Origin of the sequence: Mesobacillus foraminis, assembly GCF_004340465.1 — a bacterium.
In the GTDB taxonomy this organism is placed as follows: Bacteria; Bacillota; Bacilli; order Bacillales; family Cytobacillaceae; genus Mesobacillus_B; species Mesobacillus_B foraminis.
In genome coordinates, this window is the sequence record NZ_SLVV01000014.1 from 1 (window position 1) to 15,522 (window position 15,522).

Consider the following 15,522-nt stretch of genomic DNA (forward strand, 5'->3'; position numbering starts at 1 on the left):
TGTAGGCACTTAGATGCCCAGAGACATGGGAGGGTACGTCATCATAAGCTACGCAGAGATCCATTGTGCATCGCATAATTACTGATCACTACTTTACCACCTTTAACCAGTAGTGACCGCGCAGCGTATCCACCAACTGTAAGAGAATCACATATTTATTAATATCTGTTAGGGCGTATGTCAAAAAAATATTTTTTGACATCCCACCAACGGGTCAAACCGTTGATATATCAATATTTATAGAGGGAGGGAAATTACTCCAATCAACTATTTAGGAATCTAACGTGAAATAGAACGCCATAATACCCAACTCAAAATGAAAATATAAGTTAGTGTTAGCAAGTATTAATCAGGGTGATCATAAAAGAAAAAAGGTTTTACTAAAAAGTTTAATGTCTATTAGTGGTTCTTGTGTATCTCTGAATTTGTAGTGACCGTCGGTAAATCGTTTAAGTTCGTGATGATAGGCTTAAATAAGATACACGTAACAATGGGTGGAAATTTGAACTTAAACTAACAGGTTAGGATTAATATGATACTTTTATGCTTTAATGTTTATAGAACTATCTAGTTAACATTTGAGAAGTGAGTTATATAAGAAATTCTGTTAAGTGCTGTTGATGCAGCATTTTTTTTGTGCCAGAATACTTGAATAAGATTAATGGTAAAATTGAGAAGGATGAATGACTTTAAAATAGAATGTAAACTGGTTTCTTACAATTATTAGGTATTAATATTAAGGAGGGAAGTACAAAATGATGGACTTCGAAACAGTTATGCGGGAGCTTGAAGCCCTAGGAAAGGAACGAACGAAAAAAATATACCTATCCAATGGTGCGCACGAACCGCTATTTGGCGTGGCTACAGGTGCTATGAAACCAATCGCAAAGAAAATAAAAATAAATCAACGTTTAGCTGAAGAGCTTTATGCTACAGGTAACTATGATGCGATGTATTTTGCAGGCATTATTGCAGACCCAAAAGCCATGACAGAGTCGGATTTTGATCGCTGGATGGATGGAGCGTACTTTTATATGCTGTCCGATTATGTGGTAGCAGTAACATTATCGGAGTCAGATCTTGCACAAGACGTTGCCGATAAATGGATCGCAAGCGGTGAGGAGCTGAGAATGTCAGCTGGCTGGAGTTGTTACTGCTGGCTTTTAGGGAATAGGGCAGACAATGAATTCTCTGAAGGCAAGATTTCCAATATGCTCGATATCGTGAAAAATGCTATTCATGATTCCCCGGAACGAACGAAATCTGCTATGAATAATTTTCTATATACGGTGGGGATTTCCTATTTACCACTAAATGAAAAGGCAATTGAGACCGCAATGGAAGTAGGTACAGTAGAAGTCAAACGGGACAAGAAAAAAAGCAGTTTCCTAAACGCTTACGAAAGTATCCAAAAAGAAAAGGATAGAGGGAGGCTTGGTTTCAAACGAAAATATGTTAGATGTTAAAACTTAGCTTCGCATAGGGGTGTGGATCCATGAAGGATTGACGCTCTTTTTATTGAAATTGCTGAACTGACGGGCCGATTAGTTGAAGAACGGGAATTGGATAATATTCAACACCGTTGACACCATGACACCATAAGTTCAACATTCTAAATGAACAGTTCATTCCTGGCTGTCCTGTTCAATTGCTGCAAAACCAAGGGCTTCATTCTCGTCAAGAATTTCCGTAACATACTATCTTTCATTCCTATTACACTCTATCACTAGGATTACTTGGTTTCCTCTTCCCTTCCTTTGTTTTATAGGCATTTCGAGGGAGTAGAGAAACTTATATTAGATGGTTATGATGACATTTTACAGAAGAAGACTTGGACTATATTCAGGAAAATTCAGCTGATAGAATCGGACAATTTACTCTTATTGAGTATAAGAAAAGTCATATGTAATTATGACTTCGCCTGGAACTTGAAAAATTAAAAATTCTTGGGGTTGAAGAATTGCCAGAGGATATAAGAAAATTTTTTTTGGAATTCTCAAGTTAGTTTCTTGTTCTACAAACAGATACGATGCTTCAATATTGGGAGGATCGGTTTATTTGTTTCGTTAACTGGGTGGTTTCTCAATAAGAGGGTTAGTTTTTGATTTTGTTTATGTAGAACTTAATGCATATAGAAAGGAGGTTTATCAATGGACATTCGGAATATCTCAGAAGATGATTATTATAAGGTAATTAACGTTTTGAATGATTGGTGGGGTGGGCGGCAGATGACACATTTGTTGCCCCGACTGTTTTTCGAACATTTCCAGTCAACAAGTTTCATAGTTGAAGGTAATGATGTAATGGCTGCCTTTTTAATTGGATTTATATCACAAACACATCAAAATGTAGCCTATATACACTTTGTGGGGGTCAATCCAAAACATAGGAAGAACGGTTTAGCCAGAGAACTTTATAAAGTGTTTTTTACAGAGGTTCAAAGATTAGGTTGTCATACTGTTCGATGCATTACTTCTCCAGCCAATGAAGGTTCTATTTCATTTCATCAATCAATGGGTTTTTCCATGTCCTTAAGGAAGGATTATGCAGGTTTAGGACAAGACCGTGTTCTATTCTCTAAAAATATTTCTTAATAAATGGATTTAGCCAATGATCGTTATTCAACAGAAGGGTGTAATAGCTTAGAAGCTGCTGCATATGTCCGAATATTTTTTCTTCAAACTGAACGGCAGATTTGTTAAAGACTTGATTTCGTATTATTGACTAAAAGTGTTAAGATAAATTCGGAAAAGGACTTCTAACGAATAACTTACAGGCGGATTGACCAGATAACCATACATAACGTCAAGGAGGCAAAAACAGAATGAAAATCATTGTTACCAGTATATTTGTACAAGATCAAGAGAAGGCACTCAAATTTTATTCAGAAACCCTGGGCTTTGTAAAAAAGCATGACGTTCCCACAGGAGAATTCAGGTGGATTACTCTTGTTTCTCCCGAGAATCAAGGAGGTACCGAGCTTTTGTTGGAACCGAATAACCATCCAGCGGCCAAGGAGTATCAAAAGAAAATCTATGCTGAAGGGATCCCGGCAACCATGTTCGGCGTTGAAGATGTACACAAAGAGTACGAAAGATTATTGGAGCTAGGTGTAAAATTTACGATGGAGCCGACAAAAATGGGCGAATTAACACTAGCCGTCTTTGACGATACGTGCGGCAACCTTATTCAGATCATCCAGAACTAACTTTGTGGGTAAATAGTAGCCTTAGAGCCTAATGTGATTGTTTTGTTTTAAGCTCGTTGGTAGTTTAAATAAGCAACTTTATGATAAACCCTGTCCTCTTTTTTAGGACAGGGTTATAATTTTTTTCTTCTCACTCATTTAACAAATGATGCACCATCCGTTTATGGTCATCAAAGAACTGTTTCATCATGCGGTAATGATTTGTTTCTTCGAGCTTCCTTTTGTGTATACCATCTTCGGTAAATTCGTAGATGTCTGCCTCGGGGTAAGCCATGACGATCGGTGAATGGGTTGCAATGATGAGCTGCGAGTTTTCGGACACTAAATCATGGATCCTTGTTAGCAGGGACATTTGCCGTAATGGGGAGAGGGCTGCTTCTGGTTCATCCAGTATGTAGATTCCGTTTCCGCGAAATCGGTGAATGAAGGTGGAGAAGAAGGCTTCGCCATGGGATTGTTCATGAAGGGATAATCCTCCGAATGAATCTACTATTTTTGGTCCGAACCCTTCCCGGTCCATTTCTTCAATATTGGAAGCAACATTATAAAAGCTTTCGGCACGCAGGAAAAAACCATCTTCCGGCTTAAAAACTCCTTTGCTTACTTGAATAAAATCAGCCAGCGCAGAATGGGAATCATACGTCGAAAAGTTGAAATTCATCGAACCGCCTTCTGGATTAAACCCTAAAGCAACGGCCACTGCCTCCAGTAAGGTGGATTTCCCCATCCCATTTTCGCCAATTAGAAACGTAACTTTTGGATGAAAGGTCAGCTGTTCCATTGTCTTCAAACTGGGGAGATTAAAAGGATAAAGAGTAAATGAAGGAACATCATCTCTTTTTAACGTGACACTTCTAATATAGTGGGATGTCAGCATCGTTCAATCAACTGCCTTTTTCTTTTGATATTTTGATTTTACCATTTGCGGCAACCATCTGGGTATGGATCCTGGCAGGATTTTTCCACTTATATCCTTAAGGAAAGTACTATTCATATAAAATCCTTTATGGAATATTTTACATAAACAAAGGCCAATTTCCAGGATTATAATAGAGTTTATGATGAACAGTTGGGTGGGAAAAGCATGGCCATACAGATAAACGACATCATTTCAAAAGGCATCCTAACCCCGGGAAGAGGGCTCCTTGAAGGGTATTCTCATTCGCTGAACCCCTACGCGGGCTGCGCTTTTGGCCGCAGCTACTGCTATGTCAGACAGCTTCCGGTTGGGCTTTTCTGTGAAGAAGAATGGGGAACCTGGGTAGATGTAAAATCAAACGCAGCCCAGCTTCTTGAAAAAGAACTAGTAAAAGCAAGGAAAAAGGGGAAGGTGACCATCTTTATGTCATCGGCGACCGATCCTTATCAGCCTGTCGAGGCAAAAGTGGGTCTTACCCGAAGCCTGCTTGAAGTAATGCTCGCAAACCAGCCGGATTTCCTGTTTGTTCAGACGCGCTCGCCTCTGGTCAAGCGGGATCTTGATTTATTTAAAAGATTTGGAGACAAAATTCGAATCTCGATGACGATTGAAACGGATAAGGAAGAAGTCCGAAAAGCCTTTTCAACGTCAGCGCCTCCCATTCAGGCAAGAATGAAGACACTTCGGGAAATCACCGAGGCAGGAGTTCCTACCCAGGCGACCATCTCACCGCTTCTGCCGTGTTCAAGAGATTTCCCTGAAAAATTGAAAGGCATTGCCAGCCGGGTGACACTGGATGACTTTTGGATGGGGGATGGAAGCGGAGGAAAGCGTACTGGAAAACTAGGTGTACGAAGGATTTACGAGGAATTGGGGCTGGATAAATGGTACAATCCCGACGCCCATAAAATTGTCCTGAAAATGCTTAGAGAAGAAATCCCGGATGCCGAGCTCCTGGTTTCGCAGAAGGGGTTTGATCCTTATTAACAATAGCTGACTGGAGCCACCATTACGGATGGCTCCATTTGTTTTTTTTATAGTAGTTCTTTCAAATACCTCCTTTTTAGGGATAGACCACGTCTAAAAACAGGAATATTCAAAGAGAAAAAAATGACCTATTCTATAGATAATCTTTCTGATGAGGGGGAGGTATCGTTCAACCTGCTCTTGGAGTAATGGGGGTGATGTTGTAAAGTAGGTGCCTTAAATTGTAACCGTTTACAAGTTAACGTCATTTTCTTCTACGTCAATTACATAATGAGCTTCATGAACTTCAATGTGCTGCATGTCTATACTCTGATGGATTTCTGAATGAAAAAATGAGGAGGCAGATCGAAATGGCACAAACTCAAAACCCGGATACTGTAAAAACTGTGGATGCGGTGATTGTTGGAGCTGGCTTTTCAGGATAGTACATGCTCTATCGCTTGCGAGAAGCCGGATTTTCCACCTGTGTGTTCGAAACGGGGGACAATGTTGGGGGCACATGGTATTGGAACCGTTACCCCGGGGCCAGATGCGATGTTGAGAGCATCTATTACAATTACACTTTTTCTGAGGAGCTTCTGAAGGAATGGACATGGTCTGCCAAATACGCGGAGCAGCCGGAAATTTTAAGCTATATAAATTTTGTTGCGGACAAATTCGATTTGCGTAAGGATATTCAGTTTAAGGCAAGAGTGGATTCCGCGCAATTTGATGAAGAAGGGAACAGATGGACCATCCAATTGAACAATGGACAGATTGTGTCGGCTAGGTATTTTATTACTGGCGTGGGCTGTTTGTCCGCTTCAAACGTGCCTAAATTCAAGGGCCTCGAAAGCTTTCAAGGAGAATGGTATCACACTGGTCGCTGGCCTCACGAGAAAGTGGATTTTAGTGGCAAACGGGTTGGTATCATTGGAACCGGGTCGAGCGGTATCCAGTCGATTCCGGCCATTGCCAAAGAAGCAGAACAGCTTCTTGTATTTCAGCGCACTCCTCAGTACAGCATTCCCGCCAGAAATGTACTCAATGATCCAGACTATATACAGCAAATAAGAGAAAATTACGAGGAAATCAAGAAGAACATGCGCAAGTCCCTTACAGGCATCCCGATGGAGCCGCGAAATCGGTCTGCACTTGACGATACACCGGAAGAAAGGCGGCAGCTGTTTGAAGCAGCATGGGAGCAAGGCGGACTTCTTTCTTTGTCATATGCCTATAATGATTTAGCCATCAAACCGGAAGCGAACGAGACCGTGGCCGAATTTATCCGGTCGAAAATACGGAGAATTGTCAAAAATCCGGAGGTGGCAGAGAAACTGCTCCCAAGCTACTTTTATGGCACAAAACGTCCTATTATTGATACAGATTACTTTGAAACCTACAACAGGGATAATGTCACGCTCGTTGATGTGAAATCAGCTCCAATCCAGGAGATTATACCAGCAGGTCTGCGGACGGCCGATGCCGAATATGAACTGGACATAATTGTATTCGCGACGGGATTTGATGCCATGACTGGACCGCTGTTTAAAATGGATATTCGCGGCAGGGAAGGAGTGTCGCTGAAGGAAAAGTGGGCAGAGGGAGAACAAACGCGGACTTACCTTGGAATTTCAACCGCCGGCTTCCCGAACATGTTCATGCTGACAGGCCCTGAGAGTCCATCGGTGCTCAGCAATATGATGGTTTCGATTGAACAGCATGTGGAATGGGTTTCCGACTGCATTAACTACATGCGAGACCATCATAAGGGCGTCATCGAAGCAAACGTCGAGGCAGAGAATGCCTGGACGAAGCATTGCAGAGAGGTGGCGGAACCGACTCTGTATGTGAAGACCGATTCCTGGTATATGGGAGCAAATATTGAAGGAAAGGCCCGTGGGTTCCAGATCTACCTGGGCGGAGTTGGCCCATACCGGCAAATCTGCGATGACGTGGCAGAAAAAGGCTATGAAGGATTCACCTTGCAGGCATCGGAGGAAAGCGTTGTAAACGAATTAATCCAATAGGCTTTATTTTAAAAACAAATTAGGGGGAAAAAAGATGGCGCTAGATCCACAGGCAAAATTCATTTTGGACCAAATGGAAGCAATGGGAGGGCCGGCGATGCATACTCTCTCGCCGGAGGAAGCAAGACTTACGACCGATTTCAGTGCACTGGCGGGTGAGCCGGAGGCAGTGGCGAAGGTGGAAGACAGAAAGATTCCCGGCCCAGCAGGAGAAATTCCGGTCCGTATTTATACTCCGGAAGGCGAAGGCCCGTTCCCTGTGTTGGTTTATTATCACGGCGGCGGCTGGTTGATCGGAAACCTGGAGACCGTAGATGTACCTTGCCGGATGCTGGCTAACCAGGCCAACTGTGTGGTGGTTTCGGTCGACTACAGGCTGGCACCGGAGCATAAGTTCCCGGCGGCCACAGATGATTCTTATGCAGCGGCCAAATGGGTGGCGGAAAATGCAGCTTCCATCCAGGCAGACCCAACGAGAATTGCTGTTGGCGGAGACAGTGCCGGCGGAAATCTTGCTGCGGTCGTGGCCTTGATGGCCAGGGACAAAGGGGAAATCTCCTTAGCCTATCAAATGCTGATTTATCCGGTAACCAACCATTCTTATGCAACGGAATCCTATACGGAAAATGCGGAGGGCTACCTGTTGACGAAAGACAGTATGATCTGGTTCTGGAATCATTATCTCAGAAATGAAGAGGACGGCAAAAACCCTTATGCCTCTCCGCTGCTGGCAAGCGACCTCAGAGGCCTGCCGCCGGCACTTGTACTTACAGGAGAGTTCGATCCGCTCCGGGATGAAGGAGAAGCCTATGCAGAAAAACTGAAAGAAGCAGGAGTCCCTGTAGAGGCTAATCGATATGACGGCATGATTCACGGCTTTTTCTGGATGCCAGGAGTTCTTGAGCAGGGCAGAAAATCAATCGAACAGGCATCCGCTGCTTTGAAACAGGCTTTTCAGGGCAGTGTAGCTTCTAAATAATCCGAAAAAAGGGCACTTCCGTTTGATGGAAGTGTCCTTTGTTTTTTGGCTGAGTGTAACCGCTTTATATTTTCATGCCAATTATAGTAACATGAATAGTATAGCTGGTGCTGGTAAAATAAGGAGGGGTAAACGTGGTGAAATTTGAAGGAATTATTCCGCCCGTATCGACTATTCTGGATCAAGAGGGCAATCTGGATCAAAACGGCATGGGTCTGTTAATTGATTTTTTAATAGAGTCTGATGTGGATGGGCTATTCTTTCTGGGGACTGGCGGCGAATTTTCCCAAATGTCCGCAGAACAAAGGAAAGAGATTGCGCAATTTGCGGTTGATTATGTGGATAGACGAGTTCCGGTCCTCATCGGGACAGGCAGCACATCAACGAAAGAGGTCATTGAGCTGAGCCGTCATGCCGAGCAGGCAGGGGCCGATGGCGTCGTAGTCGTCAACCCATATTATTGGTCGTTATCACAGGAACATTTATTTGAGCATTACAGCGAAATTGCAAGCAGTGTTGAACTGCCGATTCTTTTGTACAACTTCCCTAACCTTACAGGGCAGGATTTAAGTCCGGAGTTAGTGTTAAAACTGGCTGACGCTCATGAAAATGTGGTTGGGATTAAGGAGACAGTAGATACAGCAGGCCATATTAGGGAGGTGATTCTGAAGGTGAAGAAAAAACACCCTCGCTTCTCTGTACTTTGCGGCTTTGATGATCACTTGTTGAATACTCTTGCATTGGGAGGAGACGGGGCCATTTCTGCTTCCGCCAATTTCGCCCCGCAGCTGACGATTGGCATTTATCAAGCTTTTAAACAAGGAAATTATGAAAAGGCGGTGGAGCTCCATCAAAGGCTGGCCCCGCTGCCGCTGATGTATCAGCTGGATTCCCCGTTTGTCAATGTAGTAAAAGAAGCCATCAAACTGACCGGGCTTGATATTTCAACCAGCGTGCTGCCCCCATCAAGGAAATTATCGGATGAGAAAATCCAGAAGCTGAGGGAACTCCTTAAGGAAGCGGGAATACAGCCGGTCGAAAGCTGATTCATTTCTGAAATTTCGAATCTCACACTAAAATTAATCGGAAAGGACGTTTGCAAAGGCAGACGCCTTTTTCTTTTGAGTTCTGACATAAAAACGTTTCTTTGCCTTTATGATAAACAATAGAACTTTCTTCGCTAATTTTAAACGCTGCAGGATCATTAGCGCTATGCGGGACAACTGAGGAGGGACGACTTGAAGGAAAGAGTGATGTGGGGAGGACTTGTCCTGATCTGTATGAGCTGGGCATTTAATTATGTCTATTTCCAGTCAAAGCAGCTTGAAAAACCTATCTTTCTAGAACACTATTATGAAACCTTTATCGATGAAGGAGCACAGCTGCCTTTTTATTATCTGACTAACAAGAAGAATTCAGAAGAAGTGAGCCATGTTGTCATCGAAGGGCTGGAGGGGGTGGACGTCATGGCTGTAGGGGGCGAGTTTTGGGGAGAGGATGAAACGAACTTCATACATGAGTACAGTCATTATTTGCTAAAATCAGTCACCCTGGAGTTTAGTGAAGAGTTTGCTTGGGATTCCAAGGAAGCTTCCTTCACCTTTGAAAACATATCCGTTTATTTTCAAAATCAGACCCATATTGTTGAAGATGTTGGGAAAGTTACACTCAACCGTCTACCGGAAAATGAGGGGGTATTCGAAAATAGGATGTCATCCAGCAGCAATCAGCATCGAAGCGACTCGGCGCTTTTAGCGAATGAAGGTCTTACTATTGAGGAAATAACGGTTCCCTGGCCTGATTTAAAGGAGGAAGTCGAAATCAAGATCACTCTCGACCAGGAAAAGCTAAGGGAACTGGATGCCCTGACGGAAGAAGGCAATTCCCCTCATTGGCTGGACGAAGGCAAGGAGTGGGAGGAGGTTCCTGGTACGTTGATTGACCAGGGAGTTTTTCCTTTACGGTTTGATAAAAACGACTGGCTTCACTTAAATATGTATTTCCACCCTGACCGGGCTAGCTTTTTCCAGTTTCCCATCCTGATAAAAGGGACAACAGAGGCGGGGAAGACCTTTGTGGACAGCATACCAATCATTGACTCTCCCGACCTCGAACAGACTGTCATCGACAAGATGATTGCGGAAAAGGGAGGAGAGAAATAATGCTGCGTGATGGTTTCCGGAAAATCTTTTGGGGGTTGATTCTTGTACTGGTTGAGATTCACATCGTTGCTTTCGATCTACTGCTGGATCCGCTTGGCTATTTTTATATTTTATCAGGGTTGAATCTTTTAACCAGCCGGTATGAAATGAACCGTAAAGGAAAGTGGCTTGCTGCCGGGTTAATCTTGCTTTCGCTTCCTACCATCGTCATCCAGAATGGGGTTCACGATACGATTCTTACATCCCCGGCTGCAATCTATATGTCTATAATGGGAATCTTGAACCTGATACTGGCTTATTTCATTTTCCAGCTGATGATCAGCGTTGCCGCAAGCATTGGTGATCGGCGTCTGGAAAAACAGACGTCTGGGACATGTAAAATGTACATGGTCGCCATATTTATGGTTTGTTTTTTTCAATCCTTCAGGATCAATATGTCCAGCGATCAGCTGACTGGATTGACGCTTATTTCTTTAGTTTTTAGTCTGGTGATGCAACTATCTTTGTTGATGCAGGTCTCAACGTTCAGCAAATTGCCTGATGCCCCGAATTGGAAACCTGCTGGATAAAAGAGGTCTCATAAATGTAACAGGTGTCTGAAAAGCTGACGATTTTAGAGCACTTCTCCTAGTGACCGTCCGGTTTGAATAGCAGGCGGTCTTTTTCGGCATTCTTTTAACTAGTCACAAACAATCCGCCATTTAAGTGTAATATTTGACCTGTCATATAGGAAGAATCGTTTGATGCTAAGAAAACATAGGCAGGTCCAAATTCCACAGGCTGTCCAGCACGTTTCATAGCTGTATTGGCACCCCATTTTGCCACTTGCTCTGCAGGGAAGGAGGAAGGAATAAGCGGTGTCCAAACCTTTCCTGGAGCCACCCCATTTACTCGAATCCCTTTATCGGCCAAAGATGTGGCCAGCGATCGGGTAAACGATACAATCGCTCCTTTTGTTGCCGAATAATCGATTAATTTAGGGTTTCCTTCATAAGCAGATAACGATGTGGTGTTAATAATGCTTGAGCTCTTTTCCAAGTGGGGTAGGGCTGCCTTTGTTAAATAAAACATTCCGAACACATTGACCTGAAAGGTTCGAAGCATCTGGTCAGAAGATATAGATTCCAAGCCATTTTGGACATATTGAACCGCTGCATTATTGACAAGAACATGTAAATTGCCAAATGTCTCAATTGTTTTTTGAACAGCCTGGATACAGAATGATTCATCTGCAATATCACCAGGTAAAGAGAGGCATTTCCGGCCTAAGCTTGTTATTAAATCTTTGGTTTCTTCTGCATCTTTTGTCTCGTTATAGTACACAAAAACAACATCTGCCCCTTCTTTGGCAAAGGCCAAAGCAACAGCCCGTCCGATTCCGCTATCCCCGCCTGAAATAAGAGCAACTTTATCTTTAAGCTTATGACTTCCTGTGTATTGTTTATCATCATAGACAGGCAAAGGATTCATTAAATATTCCATGCCAGGATGTTCATCTTGGTGCTGGGGCGGAAAAAGAGTTTTTTCCTCCTGCTTGCTGGACTTTACCATACTAGTGCCCTCCATATCCGGTCTTTTCCTTTATTCTAACCTTGGTGTTTCTTTAATATGTGCCGGCTTGTTGTTCGTTTTGATTCAAATTTCCTGCATCATATATCAACATACCTTTTAGCATTTCTTAATGCATTAATTAGATTAATCTTAGAAGCTCTTCGCCTGGTTTTTGCTATGTGATTCAGTCTTGCCCATCGATTTTTCTACTTTCTTCTAGGGTTTGTTATCATGCTCATGCTTGCATTTTACTGGTACAAAAGGAGCAAGCCAAGCAAATGTCTAACAATCATAATTTGACACCATGATATATCCATTTGCGAATCATTAGTTCTCCCTATGAAAGCTGAAAAAACAGCTGAACAGCTAAGCAGAGCCCCAGGATTATTAAAAAACCCGCTGGTGTTCACCAACGGGTTTTTCCCTGCATCATATAATTTACAATTTTATTCATTATCTCTGGTGGTTGGATCTTCAATTCTGTTTGTGGATTCTGGAATAGCATTGTAAATTTCAGGATCCACTTCGTTAATGGAGCCGTCTGCCAAGCCTTTAAATACTTCATATAAAGGAACTTTGACCGTTTCCTTCAACATTCCGGCTTGTTTTTGACCCAGGGTTTGGCTCTGTCCCTTGATTTCGATTAACATAATCGCGGTATCGTTTAGCGCAAATGCTCCCAGTGCCGTACCCGGAAGATTGACGTCAGGATACTTCTGTACCGCTCCATAGTGAGAGAATCCTCTTTGAAGGGCGAGTGATGACAGGGCGTTGACTTGTTTGCCGAGCTTCAATACATCCTCATCCACTTCATACTGTTTGCCTGTAAAAGGATCTGTGTAAGGGTCAGCCACTACAGCCGCAACTTGCACAGGGACCGAACGATTATCTTCATCGGAAAGAGTATTAAATCCACGGTGGTGGACGTCAACATATACATCAGGATTGAATTCTTTAAATACTCCCGAGACTGTTCGTGCTTCAGCCGTTACGAAAAATCCGCCATAATTGCTGTTATTAGTTGTTCTGCTATTTAAGAAAGAAGCTACTTCAGACTTGTCTTCATTTTCAATCCTGAAATCCAGGTTTGGATTGTAGTCCCGATTTTGATCATATCCAGGAATTCCATAAACGACACGGCCGTTATTATTCTGTGCTCTTTCACTTCCGTCGGCATTATAATACCATGGTGCCAATGTACCTGCAGGCAGCTGGATATTTTCCGGCAGCCAAGTTTGGTGCGTATAACGGGTAGGATACCATGTTCCCTGGTATTGGTTATCTGATCCTTCAGGATTGATCCTTGGCATAACCCAAATGGACACTTTATCGAGTATGTCACTTACTTCTTTCCCGCCGCTGGAAAGTTTTTGAATAATGTCGATGGCAGCCTCAGTTCCAATTTGTTCATTCCCATGGATTTGGGTGGTAATGAGGATTCTTTTTTTGTTTGGATCTGCATCGCCGAATTTAACGACATACAGTGGGTCTCCTTTATCTACTTCGGTTTTGTAGCCATCAAGAGTATGATTGGAATAGCCTGCAATCTCAAGCTTCATTTTTCCTTTGGAGGATGCTTCTAATTTCTTGAGAGTGTTAGTCAATTGCTCATTGGACATATAGCTTGATAAAGAGATATTTTGCTCATTCTCAATATACGGGCCATTTGGTTTTGATTGAGAGTCTGCAAATGCAGGTGTAGATAAGGCCATGCTTAGGGCCATCGCGGTTGGGATGACCACTTTTGAAAACTTTTTCATTCATCATTCCTCCAGTTTTTAGTAAGTTGATTGCCTATCATTATGTATTTAGGGAAGCTAATTAATAGTTTATCAGAGGTCATGATAAATATTAACTGAAAATATACTATATTTTGAAAAATAGGTAATTGGGCCAGGTTAAGTTATTGTTTCAATTTCGAAAACTGGTTTTTCTCCTTCTTTCGGCCTGCCTGCTAGGAATGGAGGGTTTTTGTTTTAGCCTGTTTTTTAGATTCACGGAGAATATGTCTTTATAAGTCTGTGGATCATATTTTTGGACAGGAATAAAAAGTAATACGAAGGCAGAGCATGTGGAATGCTAATCAGTGACTGAAAATGCTTTGTTGAAGGAGTATAAAATGCAAAAACAAACTATTTTATTCAACCTTGATGATACGCTGGCCTATTGCAATCGCTATTTTGCGCAGGTGATAGACAAGTTTGCTGAACAAATGACCGTCTGGTTCGACTCGGTCTCGATCGATGAATTCAAACGGAAACAGCTGGAGATTGATATTAAGGCGATAGGAAAGCACGGATTAGCTTCTGCCCGCTTTCCCGAATCTTTTGTCGGTACATATAACTTCTTTTGTGACTTGACGGGACGAGAGAAGAATAAAGAGGAAACCGATTATCTAAGACAATTGGGAAATCAGGTTTTTGAAATACCTGTTGAGCCGATTCCGTATATGAACGAAACGCTGACAGCTCTAAAAAAAGAGGGGCACGAGTTATATTTGCATACAGGCGGTGACGAAGCCAATCAGCAGAGGAAAATTGCCCAGCTGGAACTCACTGCATACTTTGAGAACCGGATCTTTATTTCCGGACATAAAGATACCACGGCACTGTCGGATATATTGAAGACGATTGATGCGGATCCCAGCATGACCTGGATGGTTGGGAATTCATTAAGAACTGACATTGTCCCAGCACTTGAGAAAAACATCAATGCGATTTACATTCCAGCTGAATCTGAGTGGGCGTACAATGTTGTGGATATTGAGTTGAAGCCTGTAAGTGCTTATTATACTGTAGGCGCACTCTATGAAGTCCCGGATGTGATTCACAGGCATATCGAGGGAGACGAGGCGATTTAAGAGCAGGCGCAAATAGGATTGACTTGACCAAAGAGGCTGCATACAGGGCCGAGTGATGGCGGGCTATATACTAAAGCTTTTTTAAAATCATGTCAAAAGGAATAGATTAAAATTCTTTGAAAGTAAAAAACATACTTTATCACACATTTTCAGGGTTTAATGAATTTAAGCATGAACTAAAACGTTATCTTGACCTAAAAAATAAACCTGCGAAGACAAGCGACATTAAAGAAATTGTTTACTTGTCCAAGCTCTATCAAAACCATCTGGAGCTCATTGAAGGGACGTTTCGAAATATCACTTCTCCTGATCTTCAACAGGCGGTGTCTCTTCTTGATTCAGCAAAGAAAGTTCATGTTTGTGGAATCGGCAACTCCGGTATCGCTGCGCAAGAGTTCAAATGGAAGTTTTTTCGGATTGGCGCAAATGTCGAGTCGATTACCGACCTGCATCAGGCTGTCATGGATGCAGCGCTGGCGGCAGAAGACAGCTTAATCATAGGCATATCAGATTCAGGGGAGACGAAGGAGGTTATTGATGTGGTGAAAATGGCAAAGCAACAAGGTGCAGCTGTTCTTGCAATCACCAGTGAAAAAACATCCAAACTGGCCCAGCTGGCGGATTTGATCCTGATGATCATAAGCAAAGTTTTTGTTGGCATTCCATTCTTTTCGATAAAGAAGGACCGGTCCAGGAACTTGTCATTAATTTAAACCTGTTGCTGGCACAAGTCTCTAGTTAGGCAGTATTTTAATAAGAAATGAAGGGCCAGATTTATCAGTTGTGTGCAGATCTATGCAGGCTTGCGGAAATAAATGTAAAAACCACAACCACTGTCAGATATGTC

14 protein-coding genes are annotated in these 15,522 nt (G+C 42.6%); 11 read left to right on the top strand and 3 right to left on the bottom strand.

Translation table 11 applies throughout. The annotated features are described in order from the left end of the window. Positions 1-758 precede the first annotated feature (758 nt). The 3 genes from EV146_RS22560 (at position 759) to EV146_RS22570 (ending at position 3,208) form a co-directional block, all read left to right on the top strand. A complete protein-coding gene (locus EV146_RS22560) occupies positions 759-1,466 on the top strand; it encodes a DNA alkylation repair protein (RefSeq protein ID WP_132011155.1) in 708 nt (235 codons plus the stop codon). A 684-nt stretch (positions 1,467-2,150) separates the two neighbouring features. Then, complete coding sequence (locus tag EV146_RS22565; RefSeq protein WP_132010981.1) at positions 2,151-2,594, top strand: GNAT family N-acetyltransferase; 444 nt, start codon at positions 2,151-2,153, stop codon at positions 2,592-2,594. Between the two features lie 230 nt (positions 2,595-2,824). Further along, the gene (locus tag EV146_RS22570; protein ID WP_132010983.1) at positions 2,825-3,208 is read left to right on the top strand and encodes a VOC family protein; all 384 of its coding nucleotides are present in this window, start codon (positions 2,825-2,827) and stop codon (positions 3,206-3,208) included. Positions 3,209-3,338: 130 nt separating this feature from the next. Here the strand turns inward: EV146_RS22570 and EV146_RS22575 are convergent, their stop codons facing one another. Further along, positions 3,339-4,085, bottom strand: a complete 747-nt coding sequence (locus EV146_RS22575) for an AAA family ATPase (RefSeq protein WP_132010985.1) — start codon at positions 4,083-4,085, stop codon at positions 3,339-3,341. A 207-nt stretch (positions 4,086-4,292) separates the two neighbouring features. On the opposite strand from EV146_RS22575, the gene EV146_RS22580 reads away from it, so the two are divergent. The 6 genes from EV146_RS22580 to EV146_RS22605 all read left to right on the top strand — a co-directional run bounded on the left by EV146_RS22580 (position 4,293) and on the right by EV146_RS22605 (position 10,833). Next, a complete protein-coding gene (locus tag EV146_RS22580; RefSeq protein ID WP_132010987.1) occupies positions 4,293-5,114 on the top strand; it encodes an SPL family radical SAM protein in 822 nt (273 codons plus the stop codon). 428 nt (positions 5,115-5,542) lie between these two features. Beyond that, positions 5,543-7,123, top strand: a complete 1,581-nt coding sequence (locus tag EV146_RS22585; RefSeq protein ID WP_241994023.1) for a flavin-containing monooxygenase — start codon at positions 5,543-5,545, stop codon at positions 7,121-7,123. A 34-nt stretch (positions 7,124-7,157) separates the two neighbouring features. After that, entirely contained in the window at positions 7,158-8,102 is a 945-nt protein-coding gene (locus tag EV146_RS22590) for an alpha/beta hydrolase (RefSeq protein ID WP_132010989.1), read from the top strand. Positions 8,103-8,236: 134 nt separating this feature from the next. Beyond that, positions 8,237-9,148 (top strand): 4-hydroxy-tetrahydrodipicolinate synthase, encoded by a 912-nt coding sequence (gene dapA / locus EV146_RS22595; RefSeq protein ID WP_132010991.1) that lies wholly within the window; start codon positions 8,237-8,239, stop codon positions 9,146-9,148. 192 nt (positions 9,149-9,340) lie between these two features. Next, on the top strand, positions 9,341-10,264 hold the full coding sequence (locus EV146_RS22600; RefSeq protein ID WP_132010993.1) for a hypothetical protein: 924 nt from the start codon (positions 9,341-9,343) through the stop codon (positions 10,262-10,264). Further along, positions 10,264-10,833: a hypothetical protein gene (locus tag EV146_RS22605; protein WP_132010995.1), complete on the top strand. Its 570-nt coding sequence runs from the start codon at positions 10,264-10,266 to the stop codon at positions 10,831-10,833. The genes EV146_RS22600 and EV146_RS22605 overlap by 1 nt, the downstream gene beginning before the upstream one ends. A gap of 106 nt (positions 10,834-10,939) precedes the next feature. Here the strand turns inward: EV146_RS22605 and EV146_RS22610 are convergent, their stop codons facing one another. Then, positions 10,940-11,815, bottom strand: coding sequence for an SDR family oxidoreductase (locus EV146_RS22610; protein WP_132010997.1), 876 nt, complete (start codon positions 11,813-11,815; stop codon positions 10,940-10,942). Positions 11,816-12,261: 446 nt separating this feature from the next. Next, positions 12,262-13,575: a M14 family zinc carboxypeptidase gene (locus tag EV146_RS22615; RefSeq protein WP_132010999.1), complete on the bottom strand. Its 1,314-nt coding sequence runs from the start codon at positions 13,573-13,575 to the stop codon at positions 12,262-12,264. A 359-nt stretch (positions 13,576-13,934) separates the two neighbouring features. Between EV146_RS22615 and EV146_RS22620 the strand changes: the two genes are divergently transcribed. Continuing rightward, positions 13,935-14,675: an HAD family hydrolase gene (locus EV146_RS22620; protein WP_132011001.1), complete on the top strand. Its 741-nt coding sequence runs from the start codon at positions 13,935-13,937 to the stop codon at positions 14,673-14,675. A 116-nt stretch (positions 14,676-14,791) separates the two neighbouring features. Further along, a complete protein-coding gene (locus EV146_RS22625) occupies positions 14,792-15,388 on the top strand; it encodes a MurR/RpiR family transcriptional regulator (protein ID WP_132011003.1) in 597 nt (198 codons plus the stop codon). Positions 15,389-15,522 lie beyond the last annotated feature (134 nt).